20 protein-coding genes are annotated in these 19,344 nt (G+C 72.2%); 11 read left to right on the top strand and 9 right to left on the bottom strand.

Annotated features, from left to right (window positions below):
• The 6 genes from ACWDX9_RS45620 to ACWDX9_RS45595 all read left to right on the top strand — a co-directional run.
• Positions 1–1,263, top strand: a 1,263-nt coding sequence (locus ACWDX9_RS45620) for an aminotransferase-like domain-containing protein (RefSeq protein WP_449966393.1), incomplete at its 5' end; no start/stop codon positions are given.
• Positions 1,264–1,275: 12 nt separating this feature from the next.
• Positions 1,276–1,962, top strand: coding sequence for an alpha/beta hydrolase (locus ACWDX9_RS45615; protein WP_449966390.1), 687 nt, complete (start codon positions 1,276–1,278; stop codon positions 1,960–1,962).
• 45 nt (positions 1,963–2,007) lie between these two features.
• Positions 2,008–2,886, top strand: a complete 879-nt coding sequence (locus ACWDX9_RS45610; protein WP_449966387.1) for an ABC transporter ATP-binding protein — start codon at positions 2,008–2,010, stop codon at positions 2,884–2,886.
• Positions 2,883–3,596: an ABC transporter permease gene (locus tag ACWDX9_RS45605; RefSeq protein ID WP_449966385.1), complete on the top strand. Its 714-nt coding sequence runs from the start codon at positions 2,883–2,885 to the stop codon at positions 3,594–3,596. Before ACWDX9_RS45610 ends, ACWDX9_RS45605 begins: the two co-directional genes overlap by 4 nt.
• A gap of 13 nt (positions 3,597–3,609) precedes the next feature.
• The gene (locus ACWDX9_RS45600) at positions 3,610–4,692 is read left to right on the top strand and encodes a sensor histidine kinase (RefSeq protein WP_449966383.1); all 1,083 of its coding nucleotides are present in this window, start codon (positions 3,610–3,612) and stop codon (positions 4,690–4,692) included.
• Positions 4,689–5,294, top strand: coding sequence for a response regulator transcription factor (locus ACWDX9_RS45595; protein ID WP_449966381.1), 606 nt, complete (start codon positions 4,689–4,691; stop codon positions 5,292–5,294). The genes ACWDX9_RS45600 and ACWDX9_RS45595 overlap by 4 nt, the downstream gene beginning before the upstream one ends.
• Before the next feature lie 81 nt (positions 5,295–5,375).
• On the opposite strand, the gene npdG is transcribed toward ACWDX9_RS45595, so the two are convergent.
• Entirely contained in the window at positions 5,376–6,029 is a 654-nt protein-coding gene (gene npdG, locus ACWDX9_RS45590) for an NADPH-dependent F420 reductase (RefSeq protein ID WP_449966378.1), read from the bottom strand.
• A gap of 84 nt (positions 6,030–6,113) precedes the next feature.
• Entirely contained in the window at positions 6,114–7,256 is a 1,143-nt protein-coding gene (locus ACWDX9_RS45585; RefSeq protein ID WP_449966375.1) for a lipase family protein, read from the bottom strand.
• Between the two features lie 173 nt (positions 7,257–7,429).
• On the opposite strand from ACWDX9_RS45585, the gene ACWDX9_RS45580 reads away from it, so the two are divergent.
• Positions 7,430–8,008, top strand: a complete 579-nt coding sequence (locus ACWDX9_RS45580) for a hypothetical protein (RefSeq protein WP_449966372.1) — start codon at positions 7,430–7,432, stop codon at positions 8,006–8,008.
• Here the strand turns inward: ACWDX9_RS45580 and ACWDX9_RS45575 are convergent.
• Positions 8,005–8,994, bottom strand: coding sequence for a LysR family transcriptional regulator (locus ACWDX9_RS45575; protein WP_449966369.1), 990 nt, complete (start codon positions 8,992–8,994; stop codon positions 8,005–8,007). The two genes, ACWDX9_RS45580 and ACWDX9_RS45575, sit on opposite strands and share 4 nt — an antisense overlap.
• 73 nt (positions 8,995–9,067) lie before the next feature.
• Here ACWDX9_RS45575 and ACWDX9_RS45570 point away from each other — a divergent pair, with 73 nt between their 5' ends.
• Together ACWDX9_RS45570 and ACWDX9_RS45565 are read left to right on the top strand one after the other, a co-directional pair.
• Positions 9,068–9,319 (top strand): CBU_0592 family membrane protein, encoded by a 252-nt coding sequence (locus tag ACWDX9_RS45570; RefSeq protein WP_449966366.1) that lies wholly within the window; start codon positions 9,068–9,070, stop codon positions 9,317–9,319.
• Positions 9,316–9,960, top strand: coding sequence for a cyclase family protein (locus tag ACWDX9_RS45565; RefSeq protein WP_449966364.1), 645 nt, complete (start codon positions 9,316–9,318; stop codon positions 9,958–9,960). The genes ACWDX9_RS45570 and ACWDX9_RS45565 overlap by 4 nt, the downstream gene beginning before the upstream one ends.
• Here the strand turns inward: ACWDX9_RS45565 and ACWDX9_RS45560 are convergent.
• On the bottom strand, positions 9,957–10,160 hold the full coding sequence (locus tag ACWDX9_RS45560) for a hypothetical protein (protein WP_350728709.1): 204 nt from the start codon (positions 10,158–10,160) through the stop codon (positions 9,957–9,959). The genes ACWDX9_RS45565 and ACWDX9_RS45560 overlap by 4 nt on opposite strands.
• A 5-nt stretch (positions 10,161–10,165) precedes the next feature.
• Between ACWDX9_RS45560 and map the strand changes: the two genes are divergently transcribed.
• Entirely contained in the window at positions 10,166–11,014 is an 849-nt protein-coding gene (map, locus tag ACWDX9_RS45555) for a type I methionyl aminopeptidase (protein WP_449966362.1), read from the top strand.
• 6 nt (positions 11,015–11,020) lie between these two features.
• Here the strand turns inward: map and ACWDX9_RS45550 are convergent, their stop codons facing one another.
• The 4 genes from ACWDX9_RS45550 to ACWDX9_RS45535 all read right to left on the bottom strand — a co-directional run bounded on the left by ACWDX9_RS45550 (position 11,021) and on the right by ACWDX9_RS45535 (position 15,540).
• Positions 11,021–11,392: a sensor histidine kinase gene (locus ACWDX9_RS45550; protein ID WP_449966359.1), complete on the bottom strand. Its 372-nt coding sequence runs from the start codon at positions 11,390–11,392 to the stop codon at positions 11,021–11,023.
• Between the two features lie 244 nt (positions 11,393–11,636).
• A complete protein-coding gene (locus ACWDX9_RS45545) occupies positions 11,637–13,616 on the bottom strand; it encodes a cytochrome c oxidase assembly protein (RefSeq protein WP_449966357.1) in 1,980 nt (659 codons plus the stop codon).
• Positions 13,613–14,212 carry a copper resistance CopC family protein gene (locus tag ACWDX9_RS45540; RefSeq protein WP_449966355.1) on the bottom strand — a complete coding sequence of 200 codons (600 nt, stop codon included), beginning with the start codon at positions 14,210–14,212 and terminating at the stop codon, positions 13,613–13,615. The genes ACWDX9_RS45545 and ACWDX9_RS45540 overlap by 4 nt, the downstream gene beginning before the upstream one ends.
• A gap of 44 nt (positions 14,213–14,256) precedes the next feature.
• Positions 14,257–15,540 (bottom strand): helix-turn-helix domain-containing protein, encoded by a 1,284-nt coding sequence (locus ACWDX9_RS45535; protein WP_449966352.1) that lies wholly within the window; start codon positions 15,538–15,540, stop codon positions 14,257–14,259.
• A gap of 496 nt (positions 15,541–16,036) precedes the next feature.
• Here ACWDX9_RS45535 and ACWDX9_RS45530 point away from each other — a divergent pair, with 496 nt between their 5' ends.
• On the top strand, positions 16,037–18,868 hold the full coding sequence (locus ACWDX9_RS45530) for a BTAD domain-containing putative transcriptional regulator (protein WP_449966349.1): 2,832 nt from the start codon (positions 16,037–16,039) through the stop codon (positions 18,866–18,868).
• On the opposite strand, the gene ACWDX9_RS45525 is transcribed toward ACWDX9_RS45530, so the two are convergent.
• On the bottom strand, positions 18,843–19,344 hold a 502-nt coding region (locus ACWDX9_RS45525), incomplete at its 5' end, for a helix-turn-helix domain-containing protein (RefSeq protein ID WP_449966347.1). The two genes, ACWDX9_RS45530 and ACWDX9_RS45525, sit on opposite strands and share 26 nt — an antisense overlap.

The raw sequence follows: 19,344 nt of genomic DNA, 5'->3' as shown, positions 1-19,344 counted from the left end.
GCCAAGCGGCTCGCGGTGGGCCGGGGCACCGTGGTCGCCGCGTACGACCTGCTGCAGCAGGAGGGCCGCGTGGTGCGCCGGCAGGGCAGCGGCACCCGCGTGGCCGCGCTCGAACTGCCCGCGACGCGCGCCGCCGACGGCGTGCCGGCCAATCCGCTCCTGCTCCACATCCTGCACCCGCCGGACGGCGTCCAGCTCCTGACGTGCGCCGCGCCGGACGACATGCCGGCGGCGATGTTCGAGGCGTACGAGGAGGCGGGCGCGCGGCTGGCCGGCACCCGCGACCTGGGCTACCAGCCCGCGGGCAACCCGGCCCTGCGTGCCGCGCTGGCCGCCTACTACACCGGCCGCGGCGTGCCGACGACGGCCGAGGAGATCATGGTGACGACGGGCGCCCAGCAGGCGCTCACCCTGCTCACCGGGCTGCTGGTGGCCCCCGGCGACACCGTGCTGACCGAGGCGCCGACGTACCCGGGGGCGCTGGAGGTGTTCCGGCACGCCGCCGCCGTCGTCCGCCCCGGGACGGCGGAGGACCTGCGCGAACGCCCCGCGCTGGCCTACTTCGTCCCCACCAGCCGCAACCCGGACGGCGCGGTCATGGACACCCCGGCCCGCCGGCGGCTGGCCGCGCTGGCCGCCGAGCACGACGTGCCGCTGATCGACGACGAGGTGTGCGCCGAGCTCTGCTTCACGGGCGAGACGCCGCCGCCGCTGGCGTCGTTCGAGCGGGGGGAGCATCTCATCACCGTCGGCTCGCTGAGCAAGCTCGTCTGGGGCGGGCTGCGGGTCGGGTGGATCCGCGCGGCGGCGCCGCTGGTGTCGCGGCTGGCCAGGCTGCGGGCCGTGCTCGACCTCGGGGGCGAGGTCTTCAGCCAGCTGGCCGCCGTCGCGCTGCTGCGCCGCCTGGAGGAGGTACGGGCGGCGCGCGTGCGCACGTTGCGCCGGCGCCACGACCACCTGTGCGCGGAGCTGCGCGAACGCCTGCCGTCGTGGGAGTTCGAGCCCGCGCTCGGCGGCCAGACCATCTGGGTGCGGATCCCGCACGGCGACGTGGACTCCTTCGCCCAGGTGGCGCTCAGGCACGGGGTCGCGGTGCCGCCAGGGAGATCGTTCGACCCGCTGGGCGGGCACGCCGACCGCATGCGCCTGCACTTCCTGTTCCCCGAGGACGAGCTTTCGCGAGCGGTGAACAACCTGGCCGTGGCCTGGGCGTTCTTCGACGGCACCGATCGCCCGGTGTCCCGGCACACCCTCGTGGTCTGACAGGGTGGGCCTATGCAGACGACCTTCGTACTCGTGCACAGCCCTTCCGTCGGGCCCTCGACCTGGGCTCCCGTGGCCGAGTCGCTGGAACGCCGAGGACACGCGGCCGTGGTGCCCGACCTGACCGGCGTGGCGACGGGCGGCGCGCCGTACTGGCCACGGGTGGTCGAGGCGGTGCGCGCGGTCACCCCTGACACGCCCGTCGTGCTGGCCGCGCACAGCAACGCCGGCTTCTTCCTGCCGCTGATCAAGGAGGGGCTGGGCGAGCGGGTGGTGGCGTGCGTCTTCGCCGACGCGCACATCCCGCCGCGCGAAGGGCTGATCAAGGTCGCGGAGGAGAGCTTCCTGCCGTTCCTGCACGACCTGGCCGGGCCCGACGGCGTGCTGCCGCGCTGGACCGACTGGTGGGACGAGGAGGACGTGGTGGCCATGCTGCCCGACCCCGCCGTGCGCATCAAGGTGGCGGCGGAGCAGCCGCGGCTGCCGCTCGACTACTACACCCAGCCCATCCCCGTGCCCGCCGGGTGGGACGAGGTCAGGTGCTCGTGCCTGTGGTTCGGCCAGCCGTACGAGGAGGTCGCCGAGGAGGCCGGGCGGCGGGGCTGGCCCGTGGTCCGCGTGCCCGGCCAGCACCTGCACCAGCTCGTCGACCCCGAGGGGGTCACGGACGCGCTGCTCAAGCTCTCGCGCAAGTCGTGAATTCTTCACTGTCACCCCGTGATCGCCCCGGAAACACTCGTACGCATGACAACGATCGAAGTGACCGGGCTCAGGAAGAGCCACCAGGGGTTCGAGGCGGTGAAGGGCATCTCGTTCGAGGTGGCGCAGGGGCAGATCTTCGCGCTCCTCGGCCGGAACGGCGCGGGCAAGACCACCACGGTCGAGGTGCTGGCGGGCTTCCAGCGGGCCGACGGCGGGACCGTACGCGTGCTCGGCCTCGACCCGTACACCGACCGCGCGGCCGTCAGGCAGCGCACCGGGATCATGCTGCAGGAGGCCGGCTTCTTCCCTGACCTGACGGTGGCCCAGACCGTCGACACCTGGCGCGACTTCACCGCCGCGCCCCGACCCCGCGACGAGGCGCTGGAGCTGGCCGGGCTGACGGGCAGGCGGGGCACCAAGGTGCGCCAGCTGTCCGGCGGCGAGAAGCGCCGGCTCGACCTGGCGCTGGCCCTGCTGGGCCGCCCCGACGTGCTGTTCCTCGACGAGCCGACCACCGGCATGGACCCCGAGGCCCGCAGGAACACCTGGACCGTCGTCCGCGACCTGGCCAGGCAGGGCACCACGATCCTGCTGACCACGCACTACCTGGAGGAGGCGCAGCGCCTGGCCACGGCCATGGCCATCCTGGACGCCGGCGAGATCGTCGCGTCCGGGGACATGGCCGAGACCCTGGCGGCCAGGTCGGGGCGGGTGGCGTTCCAGCTGCCCGCGCACATCGACCCGGCCGATCTGCCGCTGCCGGTCACCATGGAGGGTGAGACGGCCGTCTGCCGCGCCGACGACCCCGACCTGGCCGCGCAGACGCTGCTGACCTGGGCGGCCGGGCGCGGCCTGCGCCTGCCGGGCCTGGAGGTCCGCACCGCCACCCTCGAAGACCTCTTCCTGGAGAGCGCCCGATGAGCCTGACCGCCACCTACCGCCTCGGCACGCGCCTGTTCTGGCGGGACAAGTCCATGCTGTTCGCCTCCGTGGTGACCCCGGTCGGGCTGGCCGTGGGGATGCCGCTGCTCATGAAGAACGTGCTGGACCCCTCGGCCGCCACCGCGATCTTCCAGAGCACGATCTCGGTGCTGCTGGCGATCACCGCGTTCATGAACGTCGCCGTCGCCCTGGCCACCCGCCGCGACCAGCTCGTGCTCAAGCGCCTGCGGGCGAGCCGGCTGACGGACGGGCAGATCCTGCTCGGCCAGATCGCCAGCACGGCCACGCAGACCGTGGCCATGATCGCGCTGAGCACGGTGGCCGTGCGGGTGGTGGCCGGCGTGCCGTTCCCGGACGACCCGCTGGGGTTCGCCGCGATCACGGTGGCGGGGTCGGCGGTGCTGTCGCTGCTCGGCGCCGCGTACACGGCCGCCATCCCGCGCGCCGAGCTGGCCGCCGCGTTCACCATGCCCGTCTTCCTGGTGGCGGCCGTCTCCGCGGGCGCGATGGGCCCGATCCCGCTGCCCTCGTGGCTGCGACCGGCCCTTGACCTGCTGCCCACCAGCGCCGTCGTGAACGCCGTCAAGACCGGCGACCTGGCCGTGCCCGCCCTGGTCCTGGCCGCCTGGACGGTCGTCGGGCTCGTCGCGCTCCGGCTGTGGTTCCGCTGGGAACCGCGCCGATCGTAAGGATAATCACCCCGTGGTCTCCTCCTCGGCCAGACGGCTCGCGACCGGCCTCATCACCGCCGTCTCGGCCGCCTACTCGCTGCTCGCGCTCACCTACTTCGTGTACGGCCCCGGCTACGGCGCCGCGGCCGCGGTCGCCACGCTCGCCGTGATCTCCACGCACTACCTGAACATGCGGGCCGGCCTGCGCGGCGAGCGCCCGCCCGCCTACCCCCTCACGATCGTGCTCCAGGCGGTCGTCACGTACCTGCCCGACCTGCTGCCCGGCGGCATGTCGGGGGTGACGGCGCCGATGCTGGCCGGGACGCTGCTGGTGTTCCTGCCGCTGGGCTGGGGCGGCGCGCTGGTGGTGCTGATGATGCTGTACGAGGGCACCGTGCTGTGGTGGGGCGGGGTCCCGTTCATCGTCATCCTCTTCTACGTGGTCACCGTGCCGACGACGGGCGCCATGACGTACGCGCTGGTGCGGTTCACGCGGGTGGCGGCCGACCTGGAGGAGGCCAGGGCCGAGCTGGCGGACGCGGCCGTGCTCAAGGAGCGCCTGCGCATCTCCCGCGACCTGCACGACGGCCTCGGGCGCAGCCTGACCGCGATCGCGCTCAAGGGTGACCTGGCCTCCCGGCTCATGGAGCGCGATCCGGCCGCCGCCCGGACGGAGGTGGGCGAGCTGGTGCAGGTGGCCAGGGAGGCGGCCCAGGACGTACGCCACGTCGCCAGGGGTTACCGGGCCCTGTCGCTGGCCGGCGAGGTGAACCGGGCGGTGGCGCTGCTGGAGTCGTCAGGGGTCGGCGTGCAGGCGCACCTGGCGGACGTGACGCTGCCGGGCCGCTCGGAGGAGGCGCTGGCCTGGGCCGTACGCGAGGCCGTCACCAACGTCCTGCGCCACAGCCGCGCCACGACCTGCACGATCACCACGTCCTTGAACGGCGGCACGGTCCGGATGGAGGTGGCCAACGACGGCGTCCTCGCCGAGCCCGGCCCCGACGGAGGGGGTCTCACGGGGCTGGCGGAACGCGCGGCCCAGGCGGGCGGCTCGTGCACCGCGGTCCGGACCGGCGCCGGCGGCTTCCTCCTGGCGATGGAGGTCGCGGCGTGATCAAGGTGCTGCTGGCCGAGGACATGCACATGATCCGCGCCGCGCTCACCGCCCTCCTCCGCCTGGAGCGGGACATCGAGGTGGTCGCGGAGGTGACCCGGGGCGACGAGATCGTGCCGGAGGCCCTGCGGGTGCGGCCCGACGTCGCGGTCGTGGACATCGACCTGCCGGTGGTGGACGGCATCACCGCCGCCGCCACGCTGCTGGAGCGCCTCCCGGCGTGCCGCGTCCTGGTGCTCACGGCCATGGGGCAGCCGGGCCACGTACGCCGGGCTCTGGCCGTGGGCATCGAGGCGTTCCTGGTCAAGGACGCCCCGGGCGACCGGCTGGCGGACGCCATCAGGCGTACCGCCGCCGGGCTGCGCGTGCTGGACTCCGAGCTGGTGTCCTCGGCCATGCAGTACGGCGAGAGCCCGCTGACGCCGCGCGAGTCCACCGTCCTCAGGGAGGCCGCCCGGGGCGCCTCGGCCGAGGAGATCGCCTCCCGCCTCCACCTCTCCCCCGGCACCGTGCGCAACTACCTGACGGGGGCGATCACGAAGACGGGAGCCCGCAACAAGATCGACGCCATCCGCATCGCGGAGGACGCGGGCTGGCTGTGACGCACCCCATCCCGCCGACCGGGGCCGAGGTCCCTTCGTGAAAGGGGCACCGGCACCGCCGATGGGTGGTGCGGTGGCGGGTCAGATGTCGGTGATGCGCAGCCCGGCGTGGGCCTTGTAGCGGCGGTTGACGGAGATGATGTTGGCGGTGAGCGCCTCGATCTGGTGGGAGTTGCGCAGCCGCCCCCCGTACACGCCGCGCACCCCCGGGATGACCTCGGCCAGCGCCTGCACCGTGTCGGTGGCCTCGCGGTCGTCGCCGAGCACCAGCACGTCGAGGTCCACCTTCTCCACGGCCGGGTCCATCAGCAGGACCGCCGACACGTGGTGGAAGGCGGCCACCACCCGGCTCTCGGCCAGCACCGCCGCCGCCTGCTGCGCCGCGCTGCCCTCCTCCACCGGCAGCGCGTAGGCGCCCTGCTTGTCGAACCCGAGCGGGTTCACGCAGTCGACGACGATCTTCCCGGCCAGCTCGGCCCGCAGGGACTCCAGCAGCGCCTTGTGCCCCTCGTACGGCACCGCCACGATCACGATGTCGGCCTCGGCGGCGACGGCGGCGTTCGCGCCCCCGCTCGCACCCGCACCGATGTCACCGGCCGCGTCCTGGGCGCGCTGCTCGCTACGCGAGCCGATCAGCACGCGGTGCCCCGCCAGCGCGAACCTTCGCGCCAGCCCTTTCCCCTGGTCACCGGTGCCGCCGAGGATGCCGATGGAAAGCCCGCTCACATCTGTCATACGCCCGATCATGCCAGCTCGGCCGCCCGGTACCCGCCACCGGGTGGGCCGGGCCCGGTCGTGCGGGCCCGGCCGGCGTACGGGCTAGCAGTTGCCGATCGCGGGCAGCCCGAGGATCCGCAGGGCCAGCCACTCGATGGCCAGCGGCCCTCCTTCGACGGCTCCCGTGACGTGGTCCGGCGCGGGCAGCGCGGTCCACCGGACGTTCACCCCGGCCCGGCAGTACTCGGACCGCAGCGTCGAGCCCACGGACAGCGGGATGATCTGGTCCCCCCGCGCGTGGTACAGGAACATCGGCACCCGCGGAGCCGTGGCGCCCAGGCGGTTCTCCCCGAGCCTGGCCAGCCACTTCGGCTGGTTGAGCAGGTCGATCGGGCTCAGGTCGGAGAAGCTCAGCCCGGACAGCTTGCCGAGGTCGCCCACGCAGTCGTCGGCCGCGTCGGCGAGCAGGGCGCGCCCGCGGTCGTTGAGGTCCGCCTGAAGGTTCAGCTCGGGGTAGGCCGCGTCCAGCCCGACCCCGGCCGCCGCCGCCAGCCCGAAGTCGGACCCGCCGTCCAGGTGGTCCGCGACCGCGTGCAGGTCGGCGGGCACGCCTCCGGCCGCGACGCCCTTCAGCCGCAGCTCGGGCGCGTACGAGGGCTGCAGCTGCGCCGCCCACCCGGCCGACGCCCCGCCCTGGGAGTAGCCCATGACGGCGACGGGCGCCCGGTTCGACAGCCCGGCCCCGGACACGCGGGTGGCCGCCCTGATCGAGTCGAGCACGGCGTGCCCCTGCGAGATCCCGGCCATGTACGTGTGCGGCCCGGGCGTGCCGAGCCCCTCGTAGTCCGTCATGGCCACCGCGTACCCCTTGAGCAGGAACAGGCTCACCAGTGCGAGCTCCGCCTCCCGGCCCTGGCTCATGCTGAGCGAGGGGGCGCACTGGTCGCCGAGCCCGTGGGTGCCGACGGCGTACCCGACGATGGGGCGCGCGCCGAGCGGGTAGCCGCTCTTGGGCACGAGCAGCGTCCCCGACACGGTGTTGATCGAGCCGGTGGCGGACGTGGAGTTGTAGAGGAGATGCCAAGCGTTGACCGGAACCTCCAGGAGCTTGCCCGGCAGGAGGTAGACGGTGGTGGGCTGGGCGGAGACCACGTCTCCCGGCGTCGCCGCGCGGGCCGGGGTCGTGACGAGAGACATGATCAATAACAGGACCATGGACATGCTGACGCGGACACGTAAGGACATGTACCGCCCCTCTCCGTGAGGACCACATACTTGGGACGGCGGCACCGCGAGCCGATCGTTACCCGGGAGTAACCTCCTGTCAAGGCCCGAAATGACGGGGAAACGCACCTCGTGTCAACACATCACTCCCGAATCAGCCACCCCGCGTGTGCGGCGTCAGGCACCATGGGGACATGGACTCAGGATCGGTGGCACTGCTGCGTGAGCTCCTGGCCGAGACCGGGTGGCTCGAACGCGCCCGCGAGCTGGGCGTCGCCCTGCGGGCCACCCGCTCGCCCGGCGGCCTGCTGCTGGTGGGCACCCCCGAAGAGGAGCCCTGGCACCTGACCGCGCACCTCGCCGACGAGGCCAGGTTCTCCGGACTGGCGCAGCTCACGCCCACGCTGGTGCGCTGGGCGCCGCCCGCCGACGCGCCCGCCCACCTGCGCGTCGGCATCGAACGCCTGGAGCGCGCGGCCCGGGGCGAGACGCTGTTCGTGCTGGCCGAGCGGGAGGCGCCGGTGCCGCTGCTCGAACGCGTGGACGACGCCCGGCGTACAGGAGCGACCATCCTGGCCATCGAGGGCGGCGACCGGGAGCTGGCCGGGCTGGCGCACGACTGCATCGAGGTGCCGCGGGACGGGCTGGTGACCTTCGACGGGGCGCAGCACCTGGTGAGCACGGCGGCCGGAGAGCCCGAACGCCGCCCCGGCCTGCGCGAGCGCCTGGCCCGCCTGCTGGACAAGGTCAGCGGCCCCCAACAGGCCGACTAGCCCCGCGACTGCCCCTGCTCGGCGGCACTGGGGGCATCGGGGGTACTAGGGGCACTGTGCAGGCGGCCGCTCAGGGACGTCTCCAGCGCCGCCGTGGCCTCCTCGATCGCGCCGATCACCACGGCCTGCACGGGATCGGGCTCCCCCGACCGGGTACGGCTCACCCGCGTGACCGCGTCCAGCCGGCGCGCGCCCACATCACGCACCTCGCTCACCCGCACCTCGCCCTCCGGCACGTCCAGCAGCGCCAGCGCGGGCACGATCGCCACCCCGTGCCCGGCCGCCACCAGCGACAGCGTGGGCCCGAACTCCGTGATGACGTGCACCTTGCGCGGCTCGAACCCGTGCAGCCCCGCCAGCCGCTCCAGCGCCTGCCCGCACGCCTGGTTCGGCTCGCTGGCCACCCAGGGCAGCCGCAGCAGCTCGGCGACCGACCCCGGGTCCGGCCGGTCGGGCGGCAGCACGATGCGGTATTCGTCCACGTAGAGCAGCCGTGCGCTCAGCGACGGCTGCGACAGCCCGGGCAGGCCCATGTCCTGCTCGGTGATGAGCACGTCCACCGCGCCCATGCGCAACTCCTGCAGCGCGGGCGGGCCGAAGACCTCGTGGATGACCGGGGTGATCTTGGGGTGGCGTGCGGCCAGGTCCCGCATGGCCGGCACCAGCACGTGCGTGATGACCGTGGGGAAGGCGGCGATGCGCACCGGCCCGGCCAGGCGCTCGGTGAACCGGGTGAGCTCGCGCCTGGCCTCCAGCAGTTCCTCCTCCACCCGCTCGGCGTAACCGGCGAGCACGCGCCCGGCCGGGGTGAGGGAGACGCTGCGCTGGGAGCGGTCGATGAGGGCCAGCCCGACCTCGCGTTCGAGCTGGGCGAGCTGCTGGGAGACGGCCGAGGGGGTCAGATAGAGCGCTTCGGCGGCCCGCATGACGCCGCCGCGGCGGGCGACCTCGTGCAGGATCCGCAACCGCCGTGGATCGATGTCCATGCAGGTCAGCTTACGCGCACCTTTAGCATTCTTTATTTGCGCTTTACGACGATCAATCCAGACAATGACGGCCATGGACCTCCTCTTCGCCGCCGTCGGCTGGATCGGCGCGGTGCTGCTGCTGGCCGGGTACGTCCTGGTCACGCAATCCCGGTTGCCGGGCGACGGCACGGCGTACCAGCTCATGAACCTCGTCGGCTCGCTCGGGCTCATGGCCAGCAGCGCCTACAGCTCCGCCTGGCCGTCGGCCGGCCTCAACCTGATCTGGGCGGGCATCGGCGTCCTCGCCCTGATCAAGCTCGCACGTGTAGGAGCGTCCGCATGATCGTCGAACTCAGCCACCGCATCGTTGACGGAATGATCACTTATCCCGGCATTCCCGGCCCGACGCTGGGGGTGCACCTGAGCCGGGAGGACTCGCGCAAGGTCTACGCGCCCGGCACGGAGTTCCACATCGCCACGATCGCGCTCGCCGCCAACACCGGCACCTACCTCGACACCCCGTACCACCGCTATCCCGACGGACCCGACCTGTCACAGGTGCCGGTGAGCAAGCTGGCCGACCTGCCCGGCCTCGTGGTGCGGGCCGGCGCGGGCCGCGAGGTGGTGATCGCCGAGGACCTGGACGTACGGGGACGGGCCGTGCTGATCCACACCGGCTGGGACCGCCACTTCGGCACCGACGCCTACCTGCACGGCCACCCCTACCTCGCGCCCGAATCGGCGCAGTGGCTGGCCGACCAGGGGGCGGCGCTGGTGGGCATCGACTCGCTCAACATCGACGACACCCCGCCGCAGGGCGAGCGCCCCGCCCACACGATCCTGCTGAAGGCGGGCATCCCGCTGGTGGAGCACCTGACGGGCCTGGACGCGCTGCCCCAGAACGGCTTCCGCTTCCACGCCGCGCCCCCGATGGTCGCGGGCATGGGAACCTTCCCGGTCAGGGCATACGCGGTCGTGCCCTAGTCGTCGTCATTCTCCGCCTCGTCCCAGGCCTTGTTGCGGTCGGCGGCGCGCTGCAGCGCCCCGGCCGCCTCCTGCTCGGAGGTGTAGGGACCCATCCGGTCTTTGTTGGGGCAGCCCTTCTCGGGCTCGACCCGCATGTGCTTGAGACAGAACCACCACTGGCCTTCGCTCACGGGGTCAATTCTGCCCCGTAGACTCATGTTTCATGACGACACTGCTCCAGCCCGGGCGAGTTTCGCCCATACGAAAGGTCCCCGCCCACATCGAGCGGCCGGAGTACGTCGGCAAGAAGCGCCCCAAGACCGGCGAATCCGACGTGAAGAGCCCCGAGATCATCGAGCGCATGCGGGTGGCCGGCCGGATCGCGGCCCAGGCGCTCGACGAGGTCGCCAAGCACATCCGGCCCGGTGTCACGACCGACGAGCTCGACCGGGTCGGCCACGAGTTCCTCGTCGACCACGGCGCCTACCCGAGCACGCTCGGCTACAAGGGCTACCCCAAGTCGCTGTGCACGTCGATCAACGAGGTCATCTGCCACGGCATCCCCGACGACACCGTGCTCCAGGACGGCGACATCGTCAACGTCGACATCACCGCCTACATCGGCGGCGTCCACGGCGACACCGACGCCACCTATCTGGTGGGCGAGGTCGACGAGGAGTCGCGACTGCTGGTGGAGCGCACGCGCGAGGCCATGATGCGCGCCATCAGGGCGGTCGCGCCGGGGCGGCAGCTCAACGTGGTGGGCCGGGTCATCGAGGCGTACGCCAAGCGCTTCGGCTACGGCGTCGTCCGCGACTTCACCGGCCACGGGATCGGCACGAGCTTCCACTCCGGGCTCATGGTGCCCCACTACGACGACCCGTCGCTGCGGGTGGAGCTGGTGCCGGGGATGACGTTCACGATCGAGCCCATGCTGACGCTGGGCACCATCGAGTACGACATCTGGCCGGACAAGTGGACGGCCGTGACCAAGGACCACAAGCGCACGGCCCAGTTCGAGCACACGATCGTGGTCACCGAGACGGGCAGCGAGATCCTCACCCTCTCCTGACCCCCGTCAGCCGCGCCGGGGCACCACTCCGGTCACGGTCGTGCCCTCGCCGAGCACGCTGTTGACCGACAGGCTCCCGCCGAGCTCGGTGAAGGCGGCCCGCATCCTGGCGATCCCGCTCCCCGCCCCCACGGGGTGAAAGCCCTGGCCGTTGTCGCTGACCGTCATGCGCAGCCCGCTCTTGGAGACCGTCACGGCGATGGACACGGTCCGGGCCCGGCTGTGCAGCTCGACGTTGGACAGGGCCTCGTCGATCGTGGCCATGACGGCCCTGGAGACCTGCGAAGACACGTCGGTGGCCGGCAGCGCCCAGGTCTCGACGGCGATCCCCGTGCGCCCGGACCATTCGGCCAGACAGCTCTCAAGAGCTTCGGCCAAGCTCTGCCCCCCGCGCATCCGTGTCTCTTCCGACAATGGCTCTCGCCTTCCTAGGCACACCGGGCTCACGCCGGTCCCCACTCCGGCGCCCTCACCTGGCGGTGCGCGTCCCCCCTCAAGGCCTACGCACGCTGGTCATGGGGTTATGCCCATCTCCCCTGGGAGACAGGCTACCTGGCGGTACAGAGACTTGTAGTGGGAAGATAGAAGGCCATGGCCGAACGGCTACTCGCCGGAAACCTTGTCACTCACCTTTGTCCGCGCGGTTGAGACGGGCGAGGTAGGCGTTGTAGGAGTCGAGTTCCGAATCCCCTGAGCCGCCCGAGCGGTCGGCCTTGCGGTCGGTGCGCCGCGCCTGCCGTTCGTCGTCCTGATACCACTGGATGGCGATGGCCAGCAGCACGATGAGCGTCGGGATCTCGCCGAAACCCCAGGCGATGGCCCCGCCGTCCTGCTGCGTCTGCAGCAGCGTGGCGCCCCAGGTGCGGCCCAGCTGCTCGTACCAGCCGGAGGCGATCACCGTGCCCGTCATCATCAACGCGACCCCGAAGAACGCGTGGAACGGCATAGTGACGAAGAGCATGAGCAGCCGCCCGACGTGCGGGAGCCGGTTGGGCGCGGGGTCGACCCCGACGATCACCCAGAAGAACAGGCACCCGCTGAGCAGGAAGTGGAGGGTCATCCAGATGTGCCCGAGATGCTCCTCCATGGCCGACTCGAAGAGCGGCGTGAAGTACAGCGCGTACGTCGAGGCGATGAAGATGACCGTGGCGATGACGGGATGCGTGACGACCTTGGTGAACCGGCTGTGCAGGATCGTCGTGATCCACTCCCGCGGCCCCCTGTCGCCCCGCCGGGTGGCGGGCTTGAGCGCGCGCAGGGCCAGCGTGACGGGCCCGCCCATGACGAGGAAGATCGGCACGACCATGGAGAGCGTCATGTGCTCGATCATGTGGATGTCGAACATGACCTTGGCGTAGCGGGCCAGCCCGCTCTGCGTGGCGAACACCAGCAGCGCGATCCCGACGTACCAGGAGGCCGTGCGCCCCCACGGCCACTTGTCGCCGCGCTTGAGCAGCCGCCGCACGCCGAACCCGTAGAGCCCGGCCAGCACGGCGGCGACCGTGGCGAAGAACAGGTCGAACCACCACATGGTGAACACGTTGCCGAGCGTGATCTCGGCGGGAAGGGGGAAGCCGAGCAGCTCGAAGGCCCGGTCGGCGGGGACGCTGAAGTCGGGCGGCGGCGTGCGCGACAGCGCCACGGCCACCCCGATGGTGGCCAGCATGAGCAGCATCTCGCCGCCGGCCAGCCGGGTGAACGCGCGCGGCCTGCCCTTGTCGAGGTCGGCCAGCGTGCGCTGGCGGTGCCAGTAGCCGACGTAGCCGAGCAGCACGAAGGCCACGATCTTGACCACGGCGAGCAGGCCGTACTGGGTGGTCCACAGGTCGGACACCGCGCCCAGCCGCGCGATCAGGCTGAACACGCCGGACAGCCCCACCCCGGCGTAGCACCACACGGCCATGTCGGAGAACCGGCGCGCGGCCACCTCGAGCTGCGGCTGCTTGCGGACCGCGTGAAGGGCCAGCATGGCGAGCCCGCCCACCCACAGGGCGAGGGCGAGCAGGTGGAGCGAGACCGCCGACGTGGCGAGGTCGTGGTTGGGCGAGGAGGAGGTGTGGCCGGTGAGCGGCGCGGGCAGCAGCGTCACCAGCGCGAAGACCAGCAGGCCCGCCGCGGCCCCCGCGGTGATGGCGCCGCGGGAGAACAGCGCGATCGCCACTCCGAACAGCACCACGAGCGTGAGCGCCACACCCTGGGTGGTCTGGGTGGCGTAGCTGGTGAGGAAGGTGCGGTCGAGGATCTGGGGAACGGTCCTGCCGATGGACTCGGCGGTGCTGAACACGATGGCCACGAAGGCCGAGCCGGCCCAGGCGAGGGCCGCCCACGAGCCGGCCTTGACGTATTGGCCGGCGGTCCTGCCGAGCACGCCCTTGTCGTTGGGCAGCAGCGCGGCGGCCATGAGCAGCAGGCCCACGGTGGTCACGCCGGCCACGTCCATGAGCAGCTTGGACAGCGGCAGCCCCCACCGGACGACCGCGCCGGAGTCGGGCAGGCCCGGGATGATCCTGGGGAACGCCCTGCCACCGGCGATCATGCCGATGACCAGGGCGACGACCGCGGCGGCCGCCCCGCCGAGCGCGAGCCGCGCAGCCTTGCTCATGGCTTCTTCTTCCGCGCGCTGAGCAGGAAACCGATGCCGATGCCGACGAGCGCGCCGATCACGATGACGAGCCAGACGGGGAAGCCCACCGGCTGGCTGGCCGAGGCCTGATCGGTGGCGGGCGAGGTCTGCGCGGGCGGCGCCTCGTTCTGGGTGGCCGGCGCCGAGGTGGCCGGCGCCGAAGTGGCGGGCGCCGCGCTGCTGGAGGCGCTGGGGGACGGCGTCTCCGCCCCCTTCACCTTGAACGGGATCTCGCCCTCGATCGGATGCCCGTCGGACGACACGACCCGGTAGGCGATCGTGTACTTCCCGTCGGGCAGCGGCTCCTTGACCGCCTGGGTCACCACCTTGCCGTCGGCCTCGGGCTTGCCGCTCTGCAGCTCGGCGCCGCCGGGGCCGCGTACGATGACGAACGGCAGGCGCACGCCCGCGGTGAACTCCAGCCGCACCTCGTCGAGGCTCTTGACCTCGGCGTCCTTGGCCGGGGAGCTGCTCTTGAGCGCGTCGTGCGCCAGCGCGGGAGCCGCCATGCCGAACACGAGCACGAGCAGGGCGGCGGCAGTCGCGGCGAGGGCCGCAAGCGGGGATCTCTTCATGGCACCCCCAAGGCTACCGACGCCACCGCCCGGTCCGGACCTCGCTATAGCCCCGCGCAGGCCAGCGCCCGCTGGTAGGCCTCCACCGCCTCGTCCGTCTCGCCGAGCAACTCCATGGTCTCGGCGGCGGCGTACCAGGTGCGGGCCGAGCGGCGGGAGTCGGGCAGCGGCGTGAGCCAGCCCTTGACGGCGGCGGCGTGCCGGCGCCCCTCCTCGACCCGGCCGACCGCGCCGCAGACCCGGCCGAGCAGCAGGTTGGCCTCCGCGCCCAGCACGTGGCCGAACTCGGGGAGCAGGTTTCTGCTGATCACGGCGTGCTCGGCGGCCTGGTCGAGGTCTCCGGTCATGTATTCGGCGCTGGCCAGCTCCATGTAGAGCATGGCCTGGTCGATCGTGCTGGTCGAGGTCTGCTCGAACTCCGCGACCACCGTGCGCAGCGCGTCGCGGACGACCGCGGGGTCCTGCGCGCCGGTCCTGAGCCGCGTCCGCGCGAACTGCAGCCGCATCCTCGCGGTGTTGCGCGGCTGCCCGTGCTCCACCTGCACGGCCAGGGCCCGCTCGGCGAAGGCCACCGCCTCGCTGTTGTGCCCGGTGGCGCGGGCGACGATGGAGGCGTTCCAGTTGGCCGCGACGATGGAGCGCGGCGTGCCCAGCGCGTCGGCCGCGTTGAGCAGCTCGGCCGCGAACTGCCTGGCGCGCAGCATGTCGCCGCGCTCCAGATAGGCCGCCAGCAGCGTGGCGCCCAGCTCGACCAGCAGGTCGGTCCAGCCCTGCCGGGACTTGCCGCTGAGGATCTGCTCGCCCACCTCGACGGCCTCGCTCAGCCGCTCGCGCTCCCGGTAGGCGCGGCACAGCGCGATGGCCACCTCGATGTTCTGCTCGGCGGGGAGCTCCTCCTCGCGGAGCTTGAGCATGATCGAGATCGCCCGGTCGAGATCGCCCCCGGCCTCGGTGGCGAGGGCCAGACCGAATTCGGCTTCTTGACGAAGTGAGGTAAGACCTGTCAGGTTGCTGTTGCCCAGCAGTTCCTCGAAGCGCGTGCGGGCCTCGGCGACTTCGCCGTTCTCGAGCGCCAGCCGCGCGTAGCCGAGGGCGAGCTCGATGTCCTCCATCTGTTCGGCGGTGACGCCGTTGATCAGATAGGACAGCGAGCAGTCCAGCTTCTGGGCCAGCAGCTCCAAGACCGCGGGGGTGGGGGTACGCTTTCCGCTCTCGATCAACGAGACGTAGCTGTCGGACAGTTCGGGGTGCGCCAACTGGGCCTGTGACAAGCCGCGTTGCCGCCGAACCGTCTTGATACGGAGACCGACTAGGTCAGATGTGGTCACAGCAGCCGCTCCCTGAGAAGATGAAGTCCAAGCAACTCACATAGGCTAGGGAGAACCCCCGTGCGCATGCGCATTGTCCTGTCCGTCCTGGTTGCCGTGATCACTGCCGCGGTAACCGTTGGAGGTAATGCTACGGCCACAAGTGCCGCAACGTCTTCCCTGTCCTCTGGACAATCGGACGTGTACTGCTGCTGAGCAGCAATCGTCAGGCGAGGCAAGGCGGCATACCGGGCACGCAACCGCACTCCGTGCCCTGTCGTACCGTGGCCCGGCCGGTGAGGGGCCTCTTGGCCCCGCCATCTGCCGTCCGGGCGACCTTGCCTGAGTCGCCGGTCAGTCAGGTCATGTGGCCTGCTGTCCGGCGGGCACGGATTGTTAGGCAATGTATCGGCCACGTCTACATTCGATCTACAGCGGTCCCGCAAGCCTTCACGGAACGACGATCTTGATTACGCTGCCCTGTTGACGCGGTTCGAGGGCGAGTCAAGGAGGTCGTGTGGGCGAGGGGATCTTCATTCGCCTGCTGGGGGCGGTGACCGCGGAGCTCCACCGCGGAACGGCCGCAGAGCATGTCGATCTCGGGCCCGCCAGGCAGCAGACCACCCTCGCGATCCTGGCCGCCGCCGTGGCCCGGCCCATTCCCATGAGCCACATGATCGCCGGCATCTGGGGCGAGGACGCCCCGCGCAATGCCGAGCAGAGCGTCTACACCTACATCGCCGGGCTGCGCCGCGCCTTCGAGCCCGGTCGCGGGCGGCGCGAGCCGTCGCGGGTGCTGGCGGGGACCCCGGCCGGCTACGTCTTACGGGTGGAGCCCGCCCAGGTGGACGCGCTGCTGTTCGCCGAGAGGGTCGAGGAGGCCAGGCGGGTCCGGCGCGCCGGCGACGATCCCCAGGCCGTACGCCTGCTCGACGAGGCCCTGGCGATGTGGCGCGGCACCGCGCTGAGCGGGCTGTCCGGCCCGTTCGCGGAGACGGAGCGCGACCGCCTGGAGCAGCTCCGGCTCGCCGCCCTGGAGCTGCGCGCGGAGAGCCTGCTGCGCCTGGGCCGCCACCGGGACATCGTCGAGGAGCTGCGCCACCTCACCCGCCGCAACCCGCTGCGCGAGCGGGTCCGCGAGCTGCTCATGACGGCCCTGTTCCGCTCGGGCAGCCCGGCTGAAGCCCTGACGGTCTATGAGGAAGGCAGGGTCCTGCTCGCCGAGGAGCTCGGCCTGTCGCCCGGCGAGGGATTGCGCCGGTGCCACGAGATGGTGCTGCGGGCCGATGCGGCACCCGACCCGAGCGCGCCGGCACCTCACGAGACGCCGCACCAGTTACCCAGGCCGCTGGCGGAGTTCGTGGGCAGGTCCGCGGAGATCGCGCGGCTGAAGGAGCGGCTCGCGACCTCGCCGAGCCCCTTGCTGATCATCACCGGGCCGCCGGGCGTCGGCAAGTCCGCGCTCGCCGCCCACGTCGCCCACCTGGCCATGGACCACTTCCCCGATGGCCAGCTCTACGTCAACTGCCGGGGGGCCACGCCCGAGCTGCCCGCGCTCACCCCGCTCGACCTGCTCGGGCGGTTCCTGCGCGCGCTCGGCGTGCCGCCCACCTTCGTGCCCGCCGACCTGGACGAGGCGGCGGCCGCGTGGCGCAGCCGCCTGCACGACCGGCGGGTGCTGGTCGTGCTGGACGACGCCGCCGACCTCGCGCAGATCCGGCCGCTGCTGTCGGCCTCGCTCGGCAACACGCTGCTCGTGACCAGCCGGGAGACCATGAGCTGGGGCGAGGACGCCGTCCAGCTGGAGCTCGCCAGGATGTCGCCGGCGGAGTCGGCCACGATGCTGGCCAACCTGGCCGGCGCGAGCCGGATCTCGGCCGACGCGGGCGAGACGGCCAGGCTCGTCCGCCTGTGCGACGGTCTCCCGCTGGCCTTGCGCATCGCCGGGGCGCGCCTGGCCGGTCGCCCCGACTGGAGCGTCTCCGCGCTGGCCTCCCGGCTGAGCGACGAGCGGACCCGGCTGCACGAGCTCGCGGCCGGCGACCTGGCGGTCCGCTCCAGCCTGGCCGCCAGCCACACCGCGCTCGAACGCGGCTCGCGCCCCGTGAACCGGCTGGCCGCGCACATGCTGTCGCTGCTGGGGCTCCTGCACGTGCCCGAGATGACCGCGGAGGTCGCGGGGGCGCTGGCCGGCGTCACGTCCGGCGAGGCGGAAGCGGCCCTGGAGCGGCTGGTGGACGCCCACCTGCTCGATCGCGCCGCCCCCGGCCGCTACCAGCTGCACGACCTCGTCCGCCTCTTCGCCGGCGAGCTGCGTCCCGCCGACCGGCGCGGGCCGCTGATCCGCGCGCTGTCGTACTACGCCGCCTCCACGCGCCTGGCCAGCCACGTCAGCGACCCGCACCGGACGCAGCCGGCGGCCCCGCTCGACGCGGTCCCGCACGAGGTCCGCACCGCGCAGGAGGCGAAGGCGTGGCTGCGCGAGGAGGAGGCCGTCCTGTCGGCCGCGGCCGTGCAGGCGATGAACTCCCCCGACGACACGATCGCCCGGCTCGGCGTCAACCTCACGTTCGGCCTCATCTGGCCCCAGGAGCGGGCCTACCACATGGCGGAGATGAAGGAGCTGAACACACTGGCGTTACGGGTGAGCGAGCGCCTCGGGGACGAGGCCGGCGCCCTGGTCGCGCACGGCCACATCGCCAACGCCCTGCGCATGACGGGACACACGGACGAGGCCGTCGCCCACCAGCTGTCCTCGCTGGAGCTCGCCCGGCGGATCGGCGACGCCTTCGGCGAGATGCGCGCGCTGGGCAACGTGGCCAACGCCTACAACTCGGGCGAACGTTACGAGGAGATGCTGCCCTGGGCGGAGCGCCAGCTCGCCCTGGCCAAGAGCATCGGTGCGAGAGTCGGGGTCCGGTACGCGCTGCTGATGATCGGGCACTCCCACCTGGGCATGGGACGTCCGGAAATGGCGCGCGAGGCGCTGCACCAGGCGCTGGCCGAGTCCAAGGAGGCGGGCGACGCCACCCACGAGGCGAACAGCCGGCTCGCGCTCGGCGAGACCTACCTCGGCCTGGACGACCCGGAGCAGGCCCTGCCCCACCTTCTCAGGACGCGCGAGCTCTTCGAGGCGAGCGGTTACCGGATCGGGAAGGTGCGTTGCCTGATCGGGCTGTCGCGGGCGTACCGGATGCTCAAGGATCCCGGCCGGGCCCTGTCCTACGTCGACGAGGCCCTGGCCGGCGGTGGCGGGCTCGGCCACGCCCGCTGGGAGCGGCGGCTGAGGGAGGAGCGGGCGGCCGTGGACGAGGCGCGGAGGGCTATCGAGGCGGGCCCGTGTCCCTGAGCGCCAGGAAGAAGTCGACCCGGTCGGCCATCGTCGCCAGATTCCTCCCGGTCAGCTCCTCGATCCTGCGGATCCGGTAACGGACCGTGTTCACGTGCACGTGGAGCCGCTCCGCGCAGGCGTTCCACGAGCCGGCGCAGTCGAGGAAGATCCCGAGCGTGCGCACCAGCTCGGACTGGTGGCTCCGGTCGTAGTCGAGCAGCGGCGACAGCAGCCGCGCCGTGAACGAGCGGCGCACGTCTCCCGGCACCGTGGCCAGCAGCAGCGCGTGCGTGTAGATCTCGTCGCTGGTGACCACTCCCCCGGCGCGGGCCTCGGCCAGGCGCCTGGCGTGCCCGGCCTCCTCCACGCCGCCCTTGACGGCGCCGGCCCCGGTCAGCGCGCCGAACGACACGAACCCGGCCAGCGCCATCGTCACCACGCCGATGATGATCGTGAGCCGGGCCGGCGTGCCGAACCGGGGGTGGACCTTGGCC

The organism is Nonomuraea sp. NPDC003201 (genome assembly GCF_053590415.1).
Note: the sequence above shows the minus strand (reverse complement) of the source record. Positions and strands in the feature narration are given on the sequence as shown.